The organism is Streptomyces sp. GL_141, from assembly GCF_057834385.1.
In genome coordinates, this window is record NZ_CM174402.1 from 6074910 (window position 1) to 6097493 (window position 22584).

Here is a 22584-nt window from a genome sequence, read left to right on the forward strand (position 1 = left end):
CCCGGGGGCGCAGCACGGAAGGGGGGTGGGCCCGATGGGCCCACCCCCCTTCCCCGTTCAGCCCGCCGCAGGCGTCACGCGCTCAGCGGGAACTGCTCGCCCAGCTCGCGGAAGACCGCGCCGTTGTAGTCGAAGGCGCGCTTGCACTCGTCGATGATGCGCTGCTTCTCCAGATCGTCCGCGGCGATCGTGTCCAGCAGCTCGCGGTAGGTCCGCTTGAAGGCGGCCGGGTTGGAGATGTCCGCGAAGACGTAGAAGCGGACGCCGTCGCCCTTGCGCGCGAAGCCCCAGGTCCGCTCCGCCTTGTCGCGGATGATCTGGCCGCCGGAGAGGTCGCCCAGGTAGCGGGTGTAGTGGTGGGCCACGTACCCGCCCGGCCAGGACGCGGCGCACTCGGCCACGCGGGCCGCGTAGGCCTCGGTGGCGGGCAGCGCGACCAGGGTCTCGCGCCATTCGGGACCCCGCAGGTGGGCCAGGTCCCGCTCGATCTCGGCGAGGCGCATCAGCTCGGGCTGTATGAACGGGCCGGCCACGGCGTCGTCCTTGAGGGCCTCCGCGGCGTCCTCCAGGGCCTTGTACACGAACCACAGCTGCTCGGTGTAGCGCGTGTACGCGTCCACTCCGAGCCGGCCGCCGAGCAGGTCGCTCATGAAGCTCGAGGTCTCTGCCTCGGTGTGCTGCTCGTGCGAGGCGACACGGATGACGGTGGAGAAGGCGTCCAAGGCGGACCTCCGAGAAATCGGAAGAAAAGGGGAGCCGGGCGTGGCGGCCGTGCCGCCACACCCGATCCTCCTACTTAGGTTTACCTAAGTCAATGTGTTCCCGACGCCCTGTCGGTAAAAACCTGCGTGCGACGACTTTCCTCGGATCAGGGCAGCGTCAGGATCTCCGCCCCGGTGTCCGTGACCACCAGTGTGTGCTCGAACTGCGCGGTCCGCTTGCGGTCCTTCGTGACCACCGTCCAGCCGTCCTCCCACATGTCGTACTCGTGGGTGCCCAGGGTCAGCATCGGCTCGATGGTGAAGGTCATCCCGGGCTCGATGACGGTGGTGGCGTGCGGGCTGTCGTAGTGCGGGACGATCAGGCCGGAGTGGAAGGACGAGTTGATCCCGTGACCGGTGAAGTCCCGGACGACCCCGTAGCCGAAGCGCTTCGCGTACGACTCGATGACCCGGCCGATGATGTTGATCTGCCGGCCCGGCCTGACGGCCTTGATGGCCCGGTTCAGGGCCTCGCGGGTGCGCTCCACGAGCAGCCGCGACTCCTCGTCCACGTCCCCGCACAGGTACGTGGCGTTGTTGTCGCCGTGCACCCCGCCGATGTACGCGGTCACGTCGAGGTTGACGATGTCGCCGTCCCGCAGGACGGTCGAGTCGGGGATCCCGTGGCAGATGACCTCATTGAGCGAGGAGCACAGGGACTTGGGGAAACCGCGGTAGCCCAGCGTCGAGGGGTAGGCACCGTGGTCGCACATGTACTCGTGGGCGACCCGGTCCAGCTCGTCGGTGGTCACCCCCGGCGCGATCAGCTTGGCGGCCTCTTCCATCGCCTGGGCGGCGATCCGGCCGGCGATGCGCATGGCCTCGATGGTCTCGGCCGTCTGCACCTCCGGTCCGGTGTACGGAGTGGGCGCGGGCTTGCCCACGTACTCGGGCCGGCGGATGTTTCCGGGAACGGAACGGACGGGAGTGAGCTCGCCTGGTACGAGCAGCGACTGGCCAGACATACGAGCGAGTGTATCGAGCGGGTATGGGGCAGCATGGCGACAGAGAGAGGAGCCTGACGATGGCCCTGTTCAAGAAGCGCCAGGTGGGCAAACCCGGCGAGTGGTACTACTGCCTGGTCCACAAGAAGGTCGAGGAAGGCCCCGAGTGCCCGGCGAAGGACCGTTTCGGCCCCTACGCGACACCCGAAGAGGCGAACCACGCCATGGAGACGGCGCAGGAGCGCAATCTCGAATGGCAGAACGACCCCAAATGGAACGACAAGACGCGCGAGTCCGAGGAAGGCACGGGCACGGCCACCCCGTAGTCACGCCTACACCTACGCCTACACCTAGGCCTACGCCTACCAGCGGCTGGGCGGCGGCGCGGCCAGCTGGTCGGCCAGCCGCGCCAGCCGGTCCCTGAACCGCCTCGGCCCGCGCTGCACCGGCAGGCTGTTCTCCCCGGCCGCCGCGCTGACCAGGTGCTGCACCGTGTCCAGGTCCAGCTCGGCGGCCCCGTCCGGTACGGACAGCACCTCGTGCGCGAGCGTCCCCAGATCCGCGTCCCCGCCGTCCAGGGACAGTACGGTCGCCCCCGCGCGCCGGGCGTCGTGCACCCGCTCCAGCAGCCCGTCCCCGGGCTGCTCCGGAGCCACCACCAGCAGGGTGTGACCGCGCCGTGCCGCCTCCAGCCGGCTCAGGCCGACCGACAGGTGCGGGGCGTCACCGGGCAGCACCTGGTGGCGTACGAGCGTGGGCGCCAGCTCCGGCAGCCCCGACCAGGCGGCCTCGTCGACCAGGTGCGCCGCCAGGTGCCAGGGCTCGTACTGCTCGGTCCCGACCAGCAGCAGGTTTCCGCCGGCCGGTACGACCGACCGGCGCAGCGTCCCGGCGAACCGTCGCGCGGCGCCGGGCCACTCCGTACCGGCGAGCACCTCGCGCAGCAGCGCGACTCTCACGGCGTCCATATCGGCATCCTGCCGCATGGAAGGGACAAACGGGAGCCGTTCCCCCCATCTCCCGCCCCACCGCCGCCCCGCCCCGCGCCCACTTCGGCAACTCCGGCCTACTTGGGCATCTCACAGCGTCCGCGCATTCGACTCTGACGATCTCGCGGCTACCCTCGCCCCCATGACCTCCACAGACAGCACGCAGCAGCCCGCGAAGGCCCCCGCCAAGGACCCGTGGGACCTTCCCGACGTCTCCGGCCTCGTCGTAGGCGTCCTCGGCGGCACCGGCGACCAGGGCCGGGGCCTGGCCTACCGGCTCGCCCGCGCCGGCCAGAAGGTGATCATCGGATCCCGTGCCGCCGACCGCGCGCGGACCGCCGCCGACGAGCTCGGCCTCGGGGTGGAGGGCGCGGACAACGCCGAGTGCGCGCGCCGCAGCGACATCGTGATCATCGCGGTGCCGTGGGAGGGCCACGCCAAGACCCTGGAATCGCTGCGCGAGGACCTCGCCGGCAAGCTCGTGGTCGACTGCGTCAACCCGCTCGGCTTCGACAAGCAGGGCGCGTACGCCCTCCAGGTCGAAGAGGGCAGCGCGGCCCAGCAGGCCGCCGCCCTCCTGCCGGACTCCCGCGTCACGGCGGCCTTCCACCACCTCTCGGCGGTGCTCCTCCAGGACGAGTCGATCGACGAGATCGACACCGACGTGATGGTCCTCGGCGAGGTCCGCGCCGACACCGACATCGTCCAGGCCCTCGCCGGCCGGATCCCGGGCATGCGCGGCGTCTTCGCCGGCCGGCTGCGCAACGCCCACCAGGTCGAATCCCTGGTGGCCAACCTCATCTCCACCAACCGCCGCTACAAGGCCCACGCGGGCCTGCGCATCACGGACGTCTGACACACCGGGGCCACCCGCCCGCCCGCCCCCTCCGGAGGCCGACGGCCCGGGTGGCCCCGCGGTGGCCCCAGGTCCGTCCCCTCAGCCGCGCCGCCCGCCCCGCCCCTCGCCAGGCCCCAGCTGCGCGACGACCCCCTGGTAGAAGCGCTCCACGGCATCGTCCACGCTACGGATGAACCCGGACTCCGTGTTCCCCCGCGTGCTCCCCATCCCCTTGAGCAGCGACAGCCGGAACCCGACGACGGCCGAGCCGTCCGCGGGCAGCAGATCGCCCGGCTCGGGCCGCAGCCGCTCCAGCGTGCCGCGCGGCCCGCTCCCCGGCCCGGCGCCCGGCCCCGCCTCCAGGAGACTCTCCACGTGCAGGTCCGCCGGAGCCCCGTCGAGCAGCTTCAGCAGCCGTTTCACCGTGACCAGCGGGTACGCGCCCTCCGGCGCCGGCACGTCGACGGACGTCCGCACCTTGGAGGTCCTGAGGTCGGCGCTCACCGCGATGACACTGCTGGTCCCGTCGACGCGCAGCTCCGCGGAGAGCTTCCCGTCGGCGCACAGCCGGTCCGCCGCCGCGACCCGCCGGGCCTGCGGATCACTGCCCCGCCGGGCCCGCTGCACCGGCAGCGCCTTCTGCCCGAGCTCCCCGCCCAGACGCAGGCAGACCTGCCGGATCAGCCGCTCCCAGCTCTCCACCACCTCCACGGTCCGCGCGTCCCCGAGACCGAGCGTCTCGTCCTCGATCCCCTTGCGTACGGGCACCCAGGCGGCGCCCATGTTCTGGAAGCCGTGACAGCCGGACTGCTCGTGCCGCAGGTACTCCAGGAGTTCCTGGAGGAGCCAGGCGTGCGCGGCGTTGCCCACGCCCTCGTGGCGGATCAGCAGCTGTGCCTGGTGGGCGACCTCCGCCCAGGACAGGTGCCAGAGGCTGACCTTGTGCTTGCGCCGGCCGTCGACCTTCACCTCCACCATGGGGCGGCCCTCCAGGGCCACGTCGTTGGAGAGGGTGATCACGGCCTCGTAGCCGCGGCGCGCGGCGATGTCCATGTACGCCTGGACCTGCTCCGCCTTGAGCGGGTTGCCGTTCGTCTTCGTCTCCACGAGCGCCGTCCACAGCTTGCCCGCGCGTTCCACGCGGATCACCCCGTCCGGGCGCCGCGGCGTGTCCCCGTGGGGGAGGGAGACCTCCGTGAAGGTCTGCATCCGGCCGGCGGGCGCGCCGAACCCGGCGGTGAGGCGGCGGCCGAACTCCGGCACCTGAGCCATGACCGACAGCAGCACCGAGGTGGCGCGCACCTCCCGCTCCCGGTCGCTCTTGAGGGAGGGGACGGGGAACAGGCGGGCCGGGCTCCAGGACTCGTTCTCGGCGAGGGACTTCTTGGCCACCTTGGGCAGGGTGACCTTCTTCCTGGTCGTACGGGGACCCCGGCCGCGGGTCTGCGCCGGTACGGCGCCGGGGGCGGCGGCCTCGGCGGGCGCGGACCGGGGCGCGGGCACGGGCTCGGCGACAGGTTCGGCGACGGGCACGGCGGCCGGGGCGTCCGCCGCGGCAGCGGCCGCTCCGGGCTGCCCCTGCGCGGCCTCCGCCGGGGCAGCGGCTTCCGCCGGATCCCCCTCACCCGCGAGCGCCGCTTCCTCCGCGCCCTCCGGTTCCTCGGAGTCCTCGGCTTCCTCGGATTCCTCCAGGACCGGGATGCCGAAGTCCGTCGCCAGTCCCGCGAGGCCGGTTTCGTACCCCTGGCCGACCGCGCGGAACTTCCACTCCTCGCCGCGCCGGTACAGCTCGCCGAAGATGAAGGCGGTCTCCACGCCCGCGTCGTCGATGGAGTACCCGACCAGCGGTTCCCCGGAGCGGTCCGCGACCGTCATCCGCAGGTCGTCGAGGTCTCCGAAGCGCGCCCCGGCGTACCGGCTGGCCGCCACGACGATCCGCGCGACCCCCTCCGGGACCGCCGTCAGGTCCACGCTGATGCGGTCCTCGTCGCCGTTGTCGGTCGGCACCTTGCCCAGCAGCTGCACGCTCCCGTCGGCGGCCGCCGGGTTGTTGTAGAAGTAGAAGTCGTTCTCGTCGCGGACCTTGCCGTTCTCGTCCAGCAGCAGCACCGAGACGTCGGCGTCGCCGGCCCCCGAAGCGCTGCTCCAGCCCAGGCTCACGACGACCGCCCCGGCGTCCTCGCTGAGGGCGGTCAGGCTGACGTTCGCGCCCTTCGGGATCTCCTGCATGTGTTCCCCCCGGTCCTTCCGCACCCCCGTACGCGGTGCGTCTCGGGCGAACCGTAGCGGCGGGAGGGGGAAAATATGACGGGATGGCGGAAATCAGCCGGACGGGAGCACGCCGGGGCATGGGGGACACTGGAGGGGCTTGAACCGCTTCAGTGTCTTCGAGGAGCCTCCACCATGCCCCGCCTTGCCGTGTTCGCCGTCGTCCTCTGCGTCCTCGCCACTGCCGCCGCGGTGGTCTCCTTCGTCGAGGGCAGCCTGCTCGGCATCGTGTGGGTGCTGATGGCGGGCATCACGTCGAACATGGCGTGGTTCTACGTGCGCAAGGCGAAGGTCGAGAAGGCCGCGGCAGCGGCCCGCACCGCGGGCTGAGAGCCGTGGCCGTGGGCTACGACGCCTGGCAGAAGCCGCTGGTGTCCTGCCAGAACTGGTAGAGGTCGCGGCCGCAGTAGGCCTCCAGCTCGCTCACGCCCAGGGCGGACAGCACGCCGTACACCGCGTCGAAGAAGTACGCGTTGATCTCCGGGATCCACAGCAGCGCGAAGACGGCCAACAGGCCGAACGGCGCCAGCGGCGCCACCTCGCGGCGGATCCGGTGGGAGAGCCAGGGCTCGATGATGCCGTAGCCGTCCAGGCCCGGGACCGGCAGGAAGTTCAGGATCGCCGCCGAGACCTGGAGCAGCGCCAGGAAGCCGAGCGCGAAGCGGAACGGGATCGGGACCCCGTCGAGGGCGTTCAGCCAGAACGGGGCCGTGCAGACGGCCGCGAACGCGACGTTCGTCAGCGGGCCGGCCGCCGAGATGAGGCTGTGCCGCCACCGGCCCTCGATCCGGTCGCGCTCGATGTACACCGCGCCGCCGGGCAGACCCAGGCCTCCCATGATCACGAAGAGGACGGGGAGGATGATGCTGAGCAGCGCGTGCGTGTACTTGAGGGGGTTCAGCGTCAGGTAGCCCTTCGCGCCGACGCTGAGGTCGCCGCTGTGCAGGGCGGTGCGGGCGTGCGCGTACTCGTGCAGGCACAGGGAAACGATCCAGGCCGCCGTGACGAAGAGGAAGACGGCCAGACCGGTGCTGGTCGAGTACCCCGTCCACACGGCCCACCCGGTCACCGCCATCACGGCGAAGATGCCGAGGAACACGGGACTGATCCGCCGGTCGCCGCGGTCGCGAGTGCTGTGGTGATGGCTACGGTTCTGACTGCCCTGGGGACCCATACGGCGAACCTATCCCGGAGGCGGCGCCCGGGGGAGCTCCGGGCCGGAGACAATGGGCCGGTGCGTTATGCGATGCTCGGCACCACCCAGGCCATCCGCGACGACGGGAGCACCGTACCCGTCGGCGGTGCGCGGCTGCGCGCGCTCCTGACCGCGCTCGCGCTGCGGCCGGGGCGGGCGGTGCCGGCGGCCTCGCTCATCGACGAGGTGTGGGACGGCGACCCGCCGGCGGACGGCCTCGCGGCGCTCCAAGCGCTGGTGGGGCGGCTGCGGAGGGCGCTGGGGCGCGAGGCGGTGGGGTCCGGGGAGGGCGGCTACTGGCTCGTCGCCGACCGGGACGACATCGACCTGTACCGCTTCGAGCGGCTCACGCGGGCGGCGGCGCAGGCCGCCCCGGCGGAGGCGGCCGCCCTGTACGACGAGGCCCTCGCCCTGTGGCGGGGCGAGCCGCTCAGCTCCCTGCCGGGTACCGGGACCGGGCCGGAGGCCGCCCGCTGGGAGGCGCTACGGCTCGACGCGCGCCGGGGCCGCGTGGCCGCGGCGCTGGCGTTGGGCGAGGCGGAGCAGGTCCTGCCGGAGCTGACCGCGCTGTGCGCGGGGCTGCCGCTGGACGAGCCCCTGCAAGCCCTCCGCATCCGGGCGCTGCGCGACGCGGGCCGCCCGGCGCAGGCGCTGGCCGCGTACGAGGAAGTCCGCCGGGACCTGGCCACCCGCCTGGGCACCACCCCGGGCCCCACCCTCCGCACCCTCCACACGGCCCTCCTCTCCGACCCGACACCGCCCCCCGGCCACTCCGCCCCGCCGGCCGTCTCCGGGCACTCCGCCCCGCCGGCCGTCTCCGGGCACTCCGCCCCGCCGGCCGTCTCCGGGCACTCCGCGACGCCGGCCGTCCCCGGGCACTCCGCGACGCCGGCCGTCCCCGGCCACTCCGCGACGCCGGCCGTCCCCGGGCACTCCGCGACGCCGGCCGTCTCCGGGCACTCCGCGACGCCGGCCGTCTCCGGGCACTCCGTGACGCCGGCCGTCCCTGGGCACTCCGTGACGCCGGCCGTCCCTGGGCACTCCGCGACGCCGGCCGTCCCCGGCCACTCCGCGACGCCGGCCGTCCCCGGCCACTCCGCGACGCCGGCCGTCCCTGGGCACTCCGCCCCGCCGTCCACATCCGGGCCGCTTCCCCCGGCGCCGGGCGGACCGGACCGGACCACCCGTACGGCCGGAACCGGGCAGCCGGAGCCACCTTCAGTGACCGGCCGGACCGGGCAGGCCGGATCCGCCCCTGACGGCGCCCCGGGCCACCCCACCGAGACGCCGACGGGCCGGGCAAACCCGGTCCCGACCGACGCACCTGCCGCGCCCACGCTGGGCGCATCCGCGACCGTGGCGGGCTCCGCCGGGACGACAGCGGGCTCCGCCCCGACCGGCTCCGGCTCCAGCCGCGCCGCCCGGTCCGCCGGGTCTGCTTGGCCCGCCGGGTCCCGTCCGGGCGGTCCGGGGAGCGCGGACCCGTACGGAGCCGGGCCGTCGGCCGGGGCGGTTCAGGTGCCGCCCGGCCCGGGCGCGGGCAACCTGCGGATGCGGCTGACCACCTTCGTCGGGCGGGAGGAGGACATCCGGGTCATCGGCGACGACCTCGCCCGGTCCCGGCTCGTCACCCTGCTGGGACCCGGCGGCGCCGGCAAGACCCGGCTGTCGCAGGAGGCCGCCGAGGCCCACGCCAGGGCCGGCCGCGGCACGCCGGACGCGCACCCCGCCACCCCGGAGCACCCGTCGGCCGATTCCGCCGCCACCACCGGCGCGGGCCCGGTGACCTCGCCCGATCTCTCCGCACCAGGTGCCCCCGGCACCCCGGCCCCCGGCGTGCCCGGCTCCACCGCTGGCGGCCTTGTCCCTGCCCCGGGCGGGTCGGGCTCCGCCCCTGACGGCCCGGGTTCCGCCCCTGAGGGGTCGGGCTTCGCCCCCGGCGCCCCGGCCGCGGCCCCCGGCGTGCCCGGCTTCGCCCCCGGCGCCCCCGGTGGGCCGGCCAGTGTCCACGGCGGGCCCGGGCCCGCCCCCGCGTGGGCCGACGGGGTGTGGTTCGTGGAGCTGGCTCCCGTGGACGATCCGGAGGATGTCGCCGAGGCCGTGCTCGCCGCGCTCGGGGCGCGGGAGACCAAGCTGCGCGGCGGCTCCGCCGAGGAGATGCGGGTGCTGACCGAGCGCGGCGGGGACCACCCCCTCGACCGCCTCGCAGAGCATTGCGCGCGGCGCCGGATGCTCCTGATCCTCGACAACTGCGAGCACGTCGTCGACGCCGCCGCCCGTCTCGCCGAGGAGGTGCTCGCGCGCTGTCCCGGCGTACAGATCCTGGCCACCAGCCGCGAGCCCCTCGGCGTGCCGGGGGAGACCCTGCGCCCGGTGGACCCGCTGCCCGACCCCGTCGCGCTGCGGCTGCTCGACGACCGCGGGGCCGCCGCCCGGGCCGGGTTCAGCGTCGACGACGACCCGGCCGCCGCCGCGGAGATCTGCCGCAGGCTCGACGGGATGCCGCTCGCCATCGAGCTGGCCGCCGCCCGGCTGCGGCTGCTCACGCCCCGCCAGATCGCCGACCGGCTGGACGACCGGTTCAGGCTGCTGACCGGCGGCTCGCGCACCCACCTGCCCCGCCAGCAGACCCTGCGCGCGGTGGTCGACTGGTCCTGGGACCTTCTCGACGAGCCCGAACGGGCCGTCCTGCGCCGGCTGTCCGTCTTCGCCGGCGGCTGCGACCTCGACGCCGCCGAGGCCGTCTGCGCGGACGGGGGATACCTCGATGGCGCGGACGTCGCCGACCTGCTCGGATCCCTCGTGGACAAGTCCCTCGTCGTCGCCGCCCCCGACGGCCCCGCCGGCATGCGCTACCGCCTCCTGGAGACCGTCGCCGAGTACGCGGCCGACCGCCTCGCCGAGGCCGGCGAGGACCGGGCGGAGACCGAGCGACGCCACCTCACCCACTACCGCGAACTCGCCCGCACCACCGAGCCGCTGCTGCGCGGCCACGGCCAGCGCGCCGCCGCCGACCGGCTGGCCACCGAGTACGAGAACCTGCGCACCGCCCTGCGCCGCGCCGTCGCAGCCAAGGACGTGGGCGAGGTGCTCTGCCTCGTGCACTCCCTCGGCTGGTACTGGCACATGCACGATCTGCGCGCCGAGACCCGCCACTGGGGGAGTGCCGCCGCAGCCCTCGGCCCGGATCCCTTTGCCGCGCCCGTCGTCCCCGCCCAGCCCGTGTACCAGCAGATCGTCGACACGCCCCCGCCCTACGAGGGCGAACTGCTCACCGAGGCCTGGCGCGGCATCCAGCTGATGTGTCTGGTCGCCCGCGACCAGATCAGCTCCACCTGGTCCACCCCCGAGGTCCGCGCCCAGGCCGAGGGCGTGATCGCGGCCTACCGCCCGGGGCTGCCGCAGACCTGTCGGGCCCCTTCCTTCCTGTGGATCTACGCCGTCATGATCTCCGGGGACGCCGAACTGCTCCACCGCGTCACCGAGGAGACCGTCGAGACGGCCCGCGCGCTCGGCTACCGCTGGGAGCTGGCCTCCGCCCTCCAGCTCCGGGCCAACGTCCTCGCCAACCGCGCCGACGGGGCCGGCAACGCGGCGCGCGACGCCGAGGAGAGCCTCGCCCTCTACGCGTCCCTCGGCGACGACTGGGGCTGCGCCGAAGCCCTCTCCGCCCGCGCCGAGGCCCGGGAGAAGCGCGGGGAGTACGCCCTGGCCGCCCAGGACTACCGTGCCGCGATCGAGTACGCCCGGCGGCTCGGGGCCAAGGCCCAGGTCACGGTGATGCAGGTGCGCATGGCCGGCACCCTCGCCGAGGACGGCCACCTGGAGGAGGCCGAGGAGCTCCTCACCGGCCTGCTCGCCGGCGCCATCCACCAGTTCGGCAACGAGGCCGTGCCCGCCGCCCAGATGTTCCTCGCCTGCGTCTACGGCCGCACCGGCCGCCTCTCCGAGGCCCGCGCCCGGCTCCAGTCCCTGCGCGAGGAGTTCGCCGTCGGCGCGTTCGCCATGTTCGACGGCTTCCTGCTCGGCCTGCTGGCCTGGGTCGACAACGAGGAGGGCCGGTACGAGGACGCCATCGCCCGGCTCCGCCAGGCGATGGAAGCCGTCCGGGACCCGATCTCCATGATGCTCGCCCCGCACCTCCCGGCCGCGTACCTGATCACCGGGGCCCGCTCCCTCGCGCAACTCGGCGGCCAGGTCCGGGCGTACGAGGCCGCGCGGCTCATCGGCGCCTACCGCGCACTGCTGCCGCCCGCCCACTTCCCGGTCACCACCGAGCGTGCGGACCTGGAGCAGGCCGAGCGCCTGGCCCGGGGCGCGCTCGGCGACGCCGCGTACGAGGCGGCGTACGCCGAAGGCGGCGGCCTCACCCTGGAGGAGGCCACCGCCCTCATCTGATTCCGTGACAGGAGTCCGCCCGGGACGCGATCCGGAACGGACCGGTCCGCGGATCAGGTCTTCTGGCGGAACTTCCGCACGGCGAGCGGCATCGTCACCAGCGTGATGCCGACCGACCAGGCCAGCGTGATCCACACCGAGTTGCCGAGCGGGGTCCCGTTGATCAGGGAGCGGGCCGCGTCGGCCAGGTTGGACAGCGGGTTGACGTCGGTGAAGCTCTGCAGCCAGCCGGGCATCGTCGTCGGCGGGGCGAAGATCGAGCTGCCGAACTGCAGCGGCATCAGGACCAGCATCGCCACGCCCTGGACGGCCTGGGGGGTCTTCATGGTGAGACCCAGCAGGATGAAGATCCACATCAGCGAGGCGCCGAAGACCGCCGACAGCCCGATGGCGAGGAACAGGTCGATCACCGAGGACTTGATCGACAGGCCGAGCAGGAAGCCCATGCCGAGCAGGATCGTGATGGCCACCATCATCCGGCCGAGCTCGACCACGATCTTGGCGATGAGCACCGAGGAACGGGCGATGGGCATGGACCGGAAGCGGTCCATCACGCCCTTCTTGAAGTCGTCGTTGACCCCGGTGCCCACACCCATGGCGATGTTCATGCCCATCATCGCCATCAGGCCCGGGACCACGTAGTTGACGTACTCGCCCTGGTTGCCCTTGCCGGAGATCGCGCCGCCGAAGACGAAGACGAACAGCAGCGTGAAGATGATCGGCATGAACAGGACGTCGAACATCGACTCCGGGTCCTGCTTGATCTGCAGGACGTTGCGCCGTGCCAGGGCGCCGATGTGACGCAGGTTGCCCCGCAGTCCGATCCGGCCCTCGTCCGCGAGGACGGGCCCGCCGGCCGGGGCGGCCGCGGTGGGGCTGGGCTTCGTCGTGGTTACGGTGCTCATGCCGCGACCTCCTCGGTCTGCTGGTTGGGGATGGAGTCCTGGACGGTGGGCTTCTGTCCGGTGATGGACAGGAACACCTCGTCCAGGCTGGGCAGGTAGGTGCTGATGTCGGAGATCCCGTACCCGCGGGCCGCCAGCAGGCCCACCACGGCGGTCAGCTGCTCGTCGGCCAGGATCGGCACCAGCAGGGCGCCCTCGTCCGGGACGGCCTGGGAACCGGCCACCCCGTCCAGACCGGCCTCGGCCAGGGAACGGGCCATGCCCGGCAGGTCGGACGGGTCGGTGGGGCGGATCCGCAGGGTCCGGCCGCCGACGCGGGCCTTCAGCTCGTCGACCTTGCCGTTGGCGATGACCCTGCCCTTGTCGATGACCGTCAGCTCGCTCGCGAGCTGCTCGGCCTCCTCCATGTACTGGGTGGTGAGCAGGACGGTGGCCCCCTCGGCGACCATCCGCTGCACCTCGTCCCACACCTCGTTGCGGGTACGGGGGTCCAGACCGGTGGTCGGCTCGTCCAGGTACAGCACGGCCGGGCTGCCGATCATCGAGGCGGCCAGGTCGAGCCGGCGCCGCATGCCGCCGGAGTAGGTCATCACGGCCTTCTTGGCGGCGTCCGTGAGGGAGAACCGCTCCAGCAGCTCGTCCGCGCGGCTGCGGGAGTCCTTGCGGGACAGGTCGAGCAGCCGGCCGATCATGTAGAGGTTCTCCCAGCCGGAGAGCTTCTCGTCGACCGAGGCGTACTGGCCGGTCAGGCCTATGGTCCGGCGCAGCTGCCGCGGCTGGCGGACCACGTCGAAGCCGGCGACCCGGGCGGTGCCGGCGTCGGGGGTGATCAGGGTGGAGAGGATGCGGACCAGGGTGGTCTTGCCCGCGCCGTTGGGGCCGAGGACCCCGAGGACGGTTCCCTCGCGGACATCGAGGTCCACACCGTCGAGGGCTTTGGTCTCGCCGTAGTGCTTGACCAGCCCCCGGACCTCTACGGCGTTCGAGCCGTTCAGGGGATTCTTGTCGTTTCGCGTCATGTCCACCATGGGACCAGACGGCACTGACAGCCCACCGACAGGCGACCGACAGCGAACCGACAGCCGATCGACACATCGACGGGGCATCGGCCGGGCCCCGGCCGGCACCCCACCTGTCGGTGCGGCGCCGGCCGGGGAACAGCAGGTCGGACTAGTGGAAGGCGTGCTCTTCCTGCGGGAACGTTCCGCCGACCACGTCCTCGGCGAAGGCCTTCGCCGCGTCGCCCATGGTCGCGCGGAGGTTCGCGTACTGCTTGACGAACTTCGGCATCTTGCCGCCGGTCAGCCCCATCATGTCCGTCCACACCAGCACCTGCGCGTCGCACTCCGAACCCGCGCCGATGCCGACCGTCGGAATGTGCAGGGACCGGGTGACCTCGGCGGCCAGCTCGGCCGGGACCAGCTCCAGCACCACCGCGAAGGCGCCCGCGTCCTGCGCCGCCTTCGCGTCGCGCAGCAGCCGGTGGGCGGCCTCGTCGCCGCGGCCCTGTACCCGGTAGCCCATGGCGTTCACGGACTGCGGGGTCAGGCCCAGGTGGGACATGACGGGGATGCCCGACTGCACGATCAGCTCGGTCTGGGCCAGCGAGCGCTCGCCGCCCTCCAGCTTCACCGCGCCGACCCCGGCCTCCTTGACCAGCCGGGTGGCGCTGCGCAGCGCCTGTACGGGGCCCTCCTGGTAGGAGCCGAAGGGCAGGTCGCCGATGATCAGGGCCCGGCTGGTGCCGCGTACGACGGCCGCCGACAACAGGGTCATCTCGTCCATCGTCACCGGGACGGTGGTCTCGTAGCCGAGGTGACAGTTGCCCATCGAGTCGCCGACGAGCATGACCGGGATGCCGGCCTCGTCGAACACGGACGCCGTCATGGCGTCGTAGGCGGTGAGCATGGGCCACTTCTCGCCGCGTTCCTTGGCGAGGGTGAGGTCGCGGACGGTGATGCGCCGGGTGCCCGAGCCTCCGTACAGGGTGGGGGAGGAGGCTTCGCGGGCAGGCGAAACGGCATGCGTCATTGCAACTGCTCCTTGATGTTCATCTCGAGGCGCCCTTAACGGCGTCCCCGGACTCACCACCATGGTGGCACTCTCGGGGCCCGGGCGGGAAGTGGCACGAGGCACGGTTCGCCGCGCCGGGCGCACCATGGCCCAATGTGCGCGTTTGGTGACAAGCGGAACCCCGGCCGCTGGACCGTTCGTCCTCCCGGACGTACGGCCGAGACAATCGGCGCGGAACGCTCCGCACATCGCCTAGGGTCAAGAGGCGGGGACGGAGCGCGAGCACGGCAGTGAGGGCAGTGGCATGGCACAGGCGTACATGACGGAGACGGGGAGCGACGGCTCGGAGCCCGAGCCCTCCCGAACGGGTCTCCGGCGCCGGCTGGCCGAACTGCGGCGCGATCCGGGCATCTGGCGCCGCGGGATCGTGCTCGCCGCGCTCGCCGTGCTGGTCTCGCTCGTCATGATCCTCCACGCCGAGCTGCCCAACGACATCGGCAACCTCGGCAGCCTCACCGAGACCTTCCTGCCCTGGCTGGGCCTGGCCGTCCCGCTGCTGTTCGGCGCCGCGCTCTTCCGCAAGTCGGCGACCGCGCTCATCGCGATACTGCTGACCGCCGCGGTCTGGGTGAACCTCTTCGGAGGACTGGTCACCGACAAGGCGCAGGCCGGCGGCAACCTCACGGTCGCCACCCACAACGTCGACGCCGACAACGCCGACCCCGCCGGCACCGCCGCCTCCGTCGCCAAGGCCGGGGCCGACGTCCTGGCCCTGACCGAGCTCAAGGGCAGCGTCGTCCCCGTCTACGAGAAGGCCCTCGCGGCCACGTACAAGTACCACTCGGTCGAAGGCACCGTCGGCCTGTGGAGCAAGTACCCGCTGGTCTCCAGCAGCCCCGTCGACATCAAGATGGGCTGGACCCGGGCCATGCGCGCCACGGTCAAGACCCCCTACGGAGAGGTGGCCGCCTTCGTGGCCCACCTCCCCTCGGTCCGCGTCAAGCTCAACGCCGGCTTCACCGCCAATCAGCGCGACAACAGCGCCGACGCCCTCGGTGCCGCGCTCGCCGCCGAACCGCTGCGCCGGGTCATCCTGCTCGGCGACCTCAACGGAACGGTCAACGACCGGGCCCTGTCCGAGGTCACCTCGCAGCTGCGTTCCACCCAGGGCGCGTCCGGCGACGGCTTCGGCTTCAGCTGGCCCGCGCAGTTCCCGATGGCCCGCATCGACCAGATCCTGGTCCGCGGCGTCACCCCCGAGGCCTCCTGGACCCTGCCCCGCACGGGCAGCGACCACCTGCCGATCGCCGCCCGGGTCACCGTCAAGCCGTAAGGGCCCCCGGCGATACTCCGCTGACGTTTTTCGAGTCGGGGGCGGGCGCTGACGCTGACGCGCGGATCACCGCCCGGGACGTCGAGACCCTCGCGGAACCGCACCCCGGGAAGACGCACCAGGTGCTCTGGGCCCCGTCGGCGCCGGAACTCGGCGGCCTCGCCGATCGGGGGGCTGGCGCTGCTGGTGACGGCCGGAGCCCTGATGCCGGTCGCCCGGCGGCGGGACCTCGCCGAGCCGTAGGCCCCGCCGCCACGTTCACCGCGCGGGCGTCACGCCTGCTCGCGCCAGCCGTTCGTGATGGGCAGCCGGCGGTCCTTGCCGAAGCCCTTCGCGGAGATCTTCGTGCCCGGCGGGTACTGCCGGCGCTTGTACTCCGCGGTGTCCACCATCCGCAGGGTCTTCGCGACCAGCTCGGGGTCGTAGCCCGCCGCGACGATCGACTCCAGGCCCTGGTCGCGGTCCACGTACAGCGCCAGGATCCCGTCCAGCACGGGGTAGTCCGGCAGCGAGTCCGTGTCCACCTGCCCCGGGCGCAGCTCGGCGCTCGGCGGCTTGACGATGGAGTTCTCCGGGATCGGCGGGGTCTCGCCGCGCTCGGCCGCCGCCCGGTTGCGGTACTCGGCGAGGCGGAAGACGTCCGTCTTGTAGAGGTCCTTGATCGGGCCGTACGCGCCCACCGAGTCCCCGTACAGGGTGGAGTAGCCGACGGCCAGCTCCGACTTGTTGCCCGGGGCCAGCACGATGTGGCCCTCCTGGTTGGAGAGCGCCATCAGCAGGGTGCCGCGCAGCCGGGACTGGAGGTTCTCCTCGGCGAGCCCGGTCAGGCCCAGCGCGCCCATGTACGCGTCGAACATCGGCTCGATCGACACGGTCCGGAAGTTCAGGCCGGTCCGCGTCGCCAGCTCGGCCGCGTCGCCCCGGGAGTGCTCCGAGGAGTACTTGGAGGGCATCGAGACGCCGTACACGTTCTGCGCGCCGATCGCGTCGCAGGCGATCGCGGCGACGAGCGCGGAGTCGATGCCGCCGGAGAGGCCGATCAGGACCGACCGGAACCCGTTCTTCCGCACGTACGCGCGCAGCCCCACGACCAGCGCGTCGTAGATCTCCTCGTCGTCCTCCAGCCGGTCGGCGTAGCCGCCCGTCACGACCGGCTCGTACGGCTCCACCGGCTCCTCGGTGAGGATCACGCGGTCGATGCGCAGTCCGTCGTCCACGGTGCCCTCGACCGGGGTGGCCGAGGCCGCGGGCAGGTCCAGGTCGACCAGGACGCAGCCCTCGGAGAACTGCGGGGCGCGCGCGATGACCTCGCCGGAGGAGTCGACGACGATCGAGTCCCCGTCGAAGACGAGCTCGTCCTGGCCGCCGATCATCGCCAGGTAGGCGAGGGTGCAGCCGGCCTCCTGGGCGCGCTTGCGCACCAGTTCCAGCCGGAGGTCGTCCTTGTTGCGCTCGTACGGGGAGGCGTTGACCGAGATCAGCAGCCCGGCCCCGGCGGAGCGGGTGGCGGGGACGCGCCCGCCCTCCTGCCAGAGGTCCTCGCAGATGGCCAGGGCCACGTCCACGCCCCGGACCCGGATCACCGGCTGGGTGTCGCCCGGCACGAAGTACCGGAACTCGTCGAAGACGCCGTAGTTGGGGAGGTGGTGCTTGGCGAAGCGCAGGACGACCTGCCCGCCGTAGAGCACGGCGGCCGCGTTCTCCGGGGACCCCGCCGGGCGGCCGAGCCGGGGCGCGGCCTTCTCCGTACGGTCCAGGTAGCCGACGACGACCGGGAGGTCCCCGAAGCCCTCGGCCGCCAGGCGCCGCGCGAGTTCGAGCAGCGCCGTACGGGAGGCCTCGACGAAGGAGCCGCGCAGGGCGAGGTCCTCGACGGGGTACCCGGTCAGCACCATCTCCGGAAACGCCACCAGGTGGGCGCCCTGTTCGGCGGAGTGCCGGGTCCAGTGGACGACCGAGTCGGCGTTGGCGGCGATGTTGCCGACCTGCGAGTCGATCTGATTCAGAGCGAGGCGTAGTTGAGGCACGCGGCCCAGTCTAATCGTCTTTCTGACGCGATGTCCTGGGAGTCGCCGGAGTCCGGCGGAGTCGCCTCGCCGGTTCAGCCGATGGGGCCGCTCCAGATCGCGTCGTCGTACTCGATGCCGGGGCCGATCTCGAAGTGGAAGTTCTCGGCGCCCTTGGGGACGACGAAGGCGTAGACGCCGGTCATCGACTCGCCCGGCATGACCGATCCCTTGAACATCTTCGGCACGTTGCGGTCGAAGACCATCGAGGCCTCGGTGCCCTGGGGGTCGCGGGCGTGCGGCATGGCCAGGGTGACGTCGATCGCGGCGCCGGAGGTGTTGACGATCTTCACCGTCACCTTCACCGCGTCGGCGCCCCGCGCCTCGGACGGGGCGGCCGTCGAGGAGGGCGTGAACCGCACCGGGCTGTTCACGGTGATCTGGACGCCGTCCTCGTAGGCGAAGGTCTTGCCCCAGGCCAGGGCGGAGGTCATGCCGGGGGTGTCGGTGGGGGAGGGCTTGGGCGTCGGGGTCGCCGGGGCGCTGGGGGTGGGCGAGCCGTAGTCGTAGTCGTAGTCGTAACCGTCATCCGCGCGGTTGTCGGCGATGTTCTTGTCGATCTTGTCGATGACGGTCGTGGTGATGAACCAGCCGCCGACGGAAGCGCCGAGGCCGAGGACGGCGAGGGCGGTGCCGATCGCGGCCATCGTGCCGCGGGGGGCGCCGCGGCGGGCCTGGCGGACGGCCGCGATGCCGATGCCGACGCCGGTGATCGCGAGGAGGGCGCCGGCCCAGAAGAAGAAGGGGATGAGGCCGACGAAGATTCCGAACAGCCCGAGGAGCAGGGCGGCGACGGCCAGCGTGTTCGTGGCGGCGGGCGGCGCGGGCGCCGGGAAGCCGGGCCCCTGCGGGCCGCCGGGGTACCCGCCGGCAAAGCCGCCGACGGGCGTCGCCCAGGGGTTGCCGGGGGCGGGGGCGCCGGGGGCGCCTGGGGCGGGAGCGCCGTACGGGGCTCCCCACGCGGGCGCCGGGGGAGCGGCGGCGGGCGCCGGGGCGGGGGTGACCGGAGCGAAGGCGCCGGGGGCGGCGTCGGCGGGGGCGGTGCTTGCGGGGGCGGGGTCCGCGGGGACGGCGCCTGCGGGGGCGGGGTCCGACGGGGCGGCGTCCGCAGGCTCCTCCGGGACGGCTGCCGGGGCCGGGGCCGGGGCCGCGTCCGCGGGCTGTGCGGGGCGCTCGGTCAGGGCCGGGGTCGGGGTGAGGGGCTGGGGCGGTATCAGGGCCGGCGGCTTGTCGAGGGAGAGGGCCGGAGCTTCCTTGTCCGCGGACACGGCCGGAGCTTCCTTGTCCGGGGACACGGCCGGAGCGCCCTTGTCCAGGGACAGGGCCCGCGGTTTGTCGAGGGACGGGGACTGCGTGGGCGCCGGTATGGAAGCAGCCTCGGGTGCGGGGGTGCCCGCGGGCTCCGGCGGCGGGCCGGACGGGGTGCTGGGCGGGTTCGGCGGGGTGCTCATACCGGGAGGAAGTCCTTCAGGTCGCAATCGGCGCGTGACGATCACCAGCCTGTCATGGAATTCGGCAGCCCCGCCGGGCATTTCCGCCCCCTCCGGGCGCCCGCGGCCGGGCCTCGGAGACGGACGGCGCCGGGGCGATCGGCAGCGCCCCCTCCGGGCCGAGGCCGGGCCTGCGGCGCGCTGAACGCGGCGCGCCGCAGGTCTGGTCCGGCATGGTCCGGTCCGGGGCGGCTCCGGCTAGCGCAGGTAGCCCAGTACGGTCATCATCCCGGCCTCCGCGTGGTAGACGTTGTGGCAATGCACCATCCACAGGCCGGGGTTGTCGGCGTCGAAGTCCACCGTCAGTTTCCCGTTGGGCAGGACCACCGCCGTGTCCTTGCGGGCCCCGCCCGGCCGGCCGCCGAGGGCGAAGGTGTGCCCGTGCAGGTGGAGCGGGTGCCACATCGTCGTGGAGTTGTCGAACTCCAGCCGGACCCGTTCCCCCGCCTTCACCGGGTGCCGCTGGTCCGGAGCGTACGGCTTGCCGTCGAAGGCCCAGTCGTACGCCGCCATCCCGCCGGTCAGCTTGATCCGCACCGTGCGGTCCGGTTCGCGCGCGGCCAGGGCCACCGGCTCGGCCGCCTTCAGGGCGTCCGCCGTCAGCGGCCGCCCGGACAGCTCGGCGGGCCGGGTCGCTGCGGTCGGCGCCGCCCCCGCACCGGTGCGCAGCACCGCGAGCGCCGAGGCCGTGTCCCCCTTGCCCTCGGCGAGCGCGGTGAGCGGGAACACCCCGTCGCCCGCCGTCACCAGGACGTCGTAGCGCTCGCCCATGCCCAGCAGCAGTGAGCGGGCGGCCGCGTGCTCGACGGGGAAGCCGTCGGTGTGGGTGACCGTGAACGCGTGGCCGCCCAGCGCGATGCGGAAGGCGGTGTCCCCGCCCGCGTTGATGATCCGGAGCCGGATCCGGTCGCCCGGGCGGGCGGTGAAGACCGAGGGGTCCTCGGGGGTGCGGCCGTTGACCAGGTAGTGCGGGTACGCGACATCGCCCGGGTCCTTGCCGAGGACCTCGCTGACTCCGCCCATGAGGACCCGGGAGGGGCCGCCGCTCGCGGCGGGAGCGGGCGTGCCCGTGGAGCCGGATCCGGCTCCGGAGCCGTGGCCCGAGTGGCCGCCGCCGGGGCTCATGTCCATGCCCTTGCGGAGTTCGCCGAGCACGGCGTCGGGGGTGGAGCCGTCCACCCCGTCGAGCCAGTCGTCCAGGACGACCACCCACTCCTTGTCGTAGGAGAGGGGCTCCTTGGGGTCCTCGACGATCAGCGGTGCGTAGAGGCCGCGGTCCTGCTGGACACCGGAGTGCGGGTGGAACCAGTACGTCCCGGGGTGCGGGACGGCGAACTTGTACGTGAACGAGCCGCCCGGTGCGATGTCCCGCTGGGTCAGCCCCGGTACCCCGTCCATGTCGTTGCGCAGCGCCAGGCCGTGCCAGTGCAGGGAGGTGGCTTCGGGGAGGTGGTTGGCCAAGGTCAGGGCGAGGGTGCCGCCCGCGGTGACCCGGACCTCCTGGCCCGGGAGCCTGTCCCCGTACGCCCACGAGCGGACGGTGCGGCCGGCGCCGAGGTCGAGCGGGGTGGCGGTGGCGGTCAGCCGGACCTCGGTGAGCGGGCCGGTGGCCTTGCGGGCGGCCTCGGCGGCCTGCACTTCGGCGCCGGCCGGGTCCACGTAGCCGCCGGGGGCGGGGGAGGAGGCCCCCTTGCCGGTGGGGCCCGCGCCGTGGTCCATGCCGGCCATGCCGGCCATGCCGGAGCCCGAGCAGGCGGCGAGCAGCCCGGAGCCGGCGAGGGCGGCGCCGGCGCCGAGGACGGCACGGCGGGAGGGGGAAGGGGAAGAGGGGGAAGAGGAGGAAGGGGTGGAAGGGGTGGAAGGGGACGCAGGAGTGCGCGGGGAAGAAGAGCGCATGGCGGAACACCTCGTGATGGTGTGAGGCAGGCAGGTGGGCACCGTCTGCCGCCGCCCCGCGGGCATGCGGGGGCGACGACGGAGCCCGGCCTATACGCGCAGCACCGTCAGCAGGGTGAGGAGTTCGCGGGGTGGCGGCGGGTCCGGCCCGCCGGACCGGCCCGGCGCACGTGCCGCGCCCCCGAGCGGCGCGGCACGGCGCGGGCCGGCCAGTCCGGCTCCGAGGACCAGCAGGGTGAGGGCGCCGAGCACGGCGAGACACACGGACATGGGGTCCATGCCGGTGTGCGAGGGGCGCGGAGCCTCGGCGGTGGTGAGGGCGACGGCGACGGCGATGGCGGTGCCGGCGGTGGAGACCGCCATGCCGGTGCCGGTGTCGGCGGCCGGGGCCGCCGTGTCCGGCATCGCCTCGGCCGGTCGGCCGCCGTGCGCGTCCCCGGACGGCGCATGGCCGCCCCGGGGAACGAAACGGACCGACGGCACGTCCTCCATGGCGTGGGCCGGTGTCGGATGGCCCAGCGTGTGCATGCCCGCGATGCCCAGCAGCAGGGCGGCGAACAGCAGCAGCCGGGGCCACCGGACTGCTGGTCGCTGCGTGCGCGGGGCTGGGCGGGTCATGGACGGAACCCTACCCGGGGTGGGTATCCGATCGGAGGATCGGGTCCGGCCGCGTTTAGGATTAGTCCCACTATGTCCATAGAAGACCCGCCGTCGAATCCGCTCAGGCACCTGAAGCCCGTGCAGTCACGGAGATCCTGGAAGTCCGTGAACAGCCCCTCCGCCGCGACGGGTCCCGCCTTCACGGCAGGGGCCGGTGCCCGCTCCGTCGCCCTCCTCGTCGGGCTCGGCGCCGCCGCCTACACCGCGTGGGTCCTCGAAGTCGTCCTCTCCACGGGCCTGAACCCCATCGAGACGTACGTCAGCGAGCTCGCGGCCCAGGACCAGCCGCTCGGCGGCCTGTTCCGGGCCACCGACTTCACCGCCGGCCTCCTCGTCTTCCTCGGCGGCCTGCTGGCCCTGGTCCGCCTCGCCCGGCGGGTGGAACCCCGCCGCCTCTGGTCCGTCGCCGGCTGGTCCGGGATCACCCTCTTCGGCGCCGCCACCGCGGCGGACGCCTGGCTGCCGCTGAGCTGCACGCCGACCGTGGACCCCGAATGCGCGGCGCGGGAGACCGCCGGGCTGGTCCCCGCCACCCATCAGGCGCACGCCGTCAGCAGCAGTCTCGCCATGACGGGAGCGCTCGTCGGGATCGTGGCCCTCACGCTCGCCGCCCGCCGCTACGGCCGTCTCGCCCCGCTCGCCCGGTTCGGGCCCGCGCTCGTCGTGCTCGAACTGCTCGCCACCGGCTGGACCCTGGTCTCCATCGGCCTGTTCACCGCCGGGCACGGCACCTGGGCGCTCGGCGCCGGGCAGCGGCTCCAGGTGCTGTTCGTCGCCGTCTGGCTGGGCCTGCTCGCGTACTCCGTCCACCGGGAACGCCGCACGTGA

18 protein-coding genes are annotated in these 22584 nt (G+C 73.3%); 6 read left to right on the forward strand and 12 right to left on the reverse strand.

What is annotated here, in order from left to right:
• Nucleotides 1-74: 74 nt before the first annotated feature.
• A complete protein-coding gene (locus AC3IX6_RS26945) occupies nt 75-722 on the reverse strand; it encodes a biliverdin-producing heme oxygenase (RefSeq protein ID WP_489365368.1) in 648 nt (215 codons plus the stop codon).
• A gap of 146 nt (nt 723-868) precedes the next feature.
• Nucleotides 869-1726, reverse strand: a complete 858-nt coding sequence (map, locus tag AC3IX6_RS26950) for a type I methionyl aminopeptidase (RefSeq protein ID WP_399385235.1) — start codon at nt 1724-1726, stop codon at nt 869-871.
• A 59-nt stretch (nt 1727-1785) separates the two neighbouring features.
• Between map and AC3IX6_RS26955 the strand changes: the two genes are divergently transcribed.
• The gene (locus AC3IX6_RS26955; RefSeq protein ID WP_489365370.1) at nt 1786-2031 is read left to right on the forward strand and encodes a hypothetical protein; all 246 of its coding nucleotides are present in this window, start codon (nt 1786-1788) and stop codon (nt 2029-2031) included.
• A 36-nt stretch (nt 2032-2067) separates the two neighbouring features.
• Here the strand turns inward: AC3IX6_RS26955 and AC3IX6_RS26960 are convergent, their stop codons facing one another.
• The gene (locus AC3IX6_RS26960; RefSeq protein ID WP_489365372.1) at nt 2068-2673 is read right to left on the reverse strand and encodes a hypothetical protein; all 606 of its coding nucleotides are present in this window, start codon (nt 2671-2673) and stop codon (nt 2068-2070) included.
• A gap of 163 nt (nt 2674-2836) precedes the next feature.
• Between AC3IX6_RS26960 and npdG the strand changes: the two genes are divergently transcribed.
• Nucleotides 2837-3550, forward strand: a complete 714-nt coding sequence (gene npdG / locus AC3IX6_RS26965) for an NADPH-dependent F420 reductase (protein ID WP_489365373.1) — start codon at nt 2837-2839, stop codon at nt 3548-3550.
• Between the two features lie 81 nt (nt 3551-3631).
• On the opposite strand, the gene AC3IX6_RS26970 is transcribed toward npdG, so the two are convergent.
• Nucleotides 3632-5761: a TerD family protein gene (locus AC3IX6_RS26970; protein ID WP_489365375.1), complete on the reverse strand. Its 2130-nt coding sequence runs from the start codon at nt 5759-5761 to the stop codon at nt 3632-3634.
• 174 nt (nt 5762-5935) lie between these two features.
• Here AC3IX6_RS26970 and AC3IX6_RS26975 point away from each other — a divergent pair, with 174 nt between their 5' ends.
• The gene (locus AC3IX6_RS26975; RefSeq protein ID WP_489365377.1) at nt 5936-6130 is read left to right on the forward strand and encodes a hypothetical protein; all 195 of its coding nucleotides are present in this window, start codon (nt 5936-5938) and stop codon (nt 6128-6130) included.
• Nucleotides 6131-6146: 16 nt separating this feature from the next.
• On the opposite strand, the gene AC3IX6_RS26980 is transcribed toward AC3IX6_RS26975, so the two are convergent.
• The gene (locus AC3IX6_RS26980) at nt 6147-6974 is read right to left on the reverse strand and encodes a site-2 protease family protein (protein ID WP_489365379.1); all 828 of its coding nucleotides are present in this window, start codon (nt 6972-6974) and stop codon (nt 6147-6149) included.
• 72 nt (nt 6975-7046) lie between these two features.
• On the opposite strand from AC3IX6_RS26980, the gene AC3IX6_RS26985 reads away from it, so the two are divergent.
• Complete coding sequence (locus tag AC3IX6_RS26985; protein ID WP_489371573.1) at nt 7047-11393, forward strand: BTAD domain-containing putative transcriptional regulator; 4347 nt, start codon at nt 7047-7049, stop codon at nt 11391-11393.
• A 53-nt stretch (nt 11394-11446) separates the two neighbouring features.
• Here the strand turns inward: AC3IX6_RS26985 and AC3IX6_RS26990 are convergent, their stop codons facing one another.
• From AC3IX6_RS26990 to panB, 3 genes are all read right to left on the reverse strand, one after another.
• Nucleotides 11447-12298, reverse strand: a complete 852-nt coding sequence (locus AC3IX6_RS26990; RefSeq protein ID WP_489365381.1) for an ABC transporter permease — start codon at nt 12296-12298, stop codon at nt 11447-11449.
• On the reverse strand, nt 12295-13326 hold the full coding sequence (locus AC3IX6_RS26995; protein ID WP_489365383.1) for an ATP-binding cassette domain-containing protein: 1032 nt from the start codon (nt 13324-13326) through the stop codon (nt 12295-12297). The genes AC3IX6_RS26990 and AC3IX6_RS26995 overlap by 4 nt, the downstream gene beginning before the upstream one ends.
• A gap of 142 nt (nt 13327-13468) precedes the next feature.
• Nucleotides 13469-14329 (reverse strand): 3-methyl-2-oxobutanoate hydroxymethyltransferase, encoded by an 861-nt coding sequence (gene panB / locus AC3IX6_RS27000; RefSeq protein ID WP_250743658.1) that lies wholly within the window; start codon nt 14327-14329, stop codon nt 13469-13471.
• A gap of 286 nt (nt 14330-14615) precedes the next feature.
• On the opposite strand from panB, the gene AC3IX6_RS27005 reads away from it, so the two are divergent.
• Nucleotides 14616-15644, forward strand: a complete 1029-nt coding sequence (locus AC3IX6_RS27005) for an endonuclease/exonuclease/phosphatase family protein (RefSeq protein ID WP_489365385.1) — start codon at nt 14616-14618, stop codon at nt 15642-15644.
• 272 nt (nt 15645-15916) lie between these two features.
• Here AC3IX6_RS27005 and AC3IX6_RS27010 read toward each other — a convergent pair whose 3' ends face one another.
• The 4 genes from AC3IX6_RS27010 to AC3IX6_RS27025 form a co-directional block, all read right to left on the reverse strand.
• Nucleotides 15917-17671 (reverse strand): NAD+ synthase, encoded by a 1755-nt coding sequence (locus tag AC3IX6_RS27010; RefSeq protein ID WP_489365387.1) that lies wholly within the window; start codon nt 17669-17671, stop codon nt 15917-15919.
• A gap of 74 nt (nt 17672-17745) precedes the next feature.
• Nucleotides 17746-19161, reverse strand: coding sequence for a DUF4352 domain-containing protein (locus tag AC3IX6_RS27015; RefSeq protein ID WP_489365389.1), 1416 nt, complete (start codon nt 19159-19161; stop codon nt 17746-17748).
• A gap of 237 nt (nt 19162-19398) precedes the next feature.
• On the reverse strand, nt 19399-21096 hold the full coding sequence (locus AC3IX6_RS27020; protein WP_489365390.1) for a multicopper oxidase family protein: 1698 nt from the start codon (nt 21094-21096) through the stop codon (nt 19399-19401).
• A gap of 90 nt (nt 21097-21186) precedes the next feature.
• A complete protein-coding gene (locus tag AC3IX6_RS27025; RefSeq protein ID WP_489365392.1) occupies nt 21187-21714 on the reverse strand; it encodes a hypothetical protein in 528 nt (175 codons plus the stop codon).
• Nucleotides 21715-21861: 147 nt separating this feature from the next.
• Between AC3IX6_RS27025 and AC3IX6_RS27030 the strand changes: the two genes are divergently transcribed.
• Complete coding sequence (locus tag AC3IX6_RS27030; protein ID WP_489365394.1) at nt 21862-22584, forward strand: DUF998 domain-containing protein; 723 nt, start codon at nt 21862-21864, stop codon at nt 22582-22584.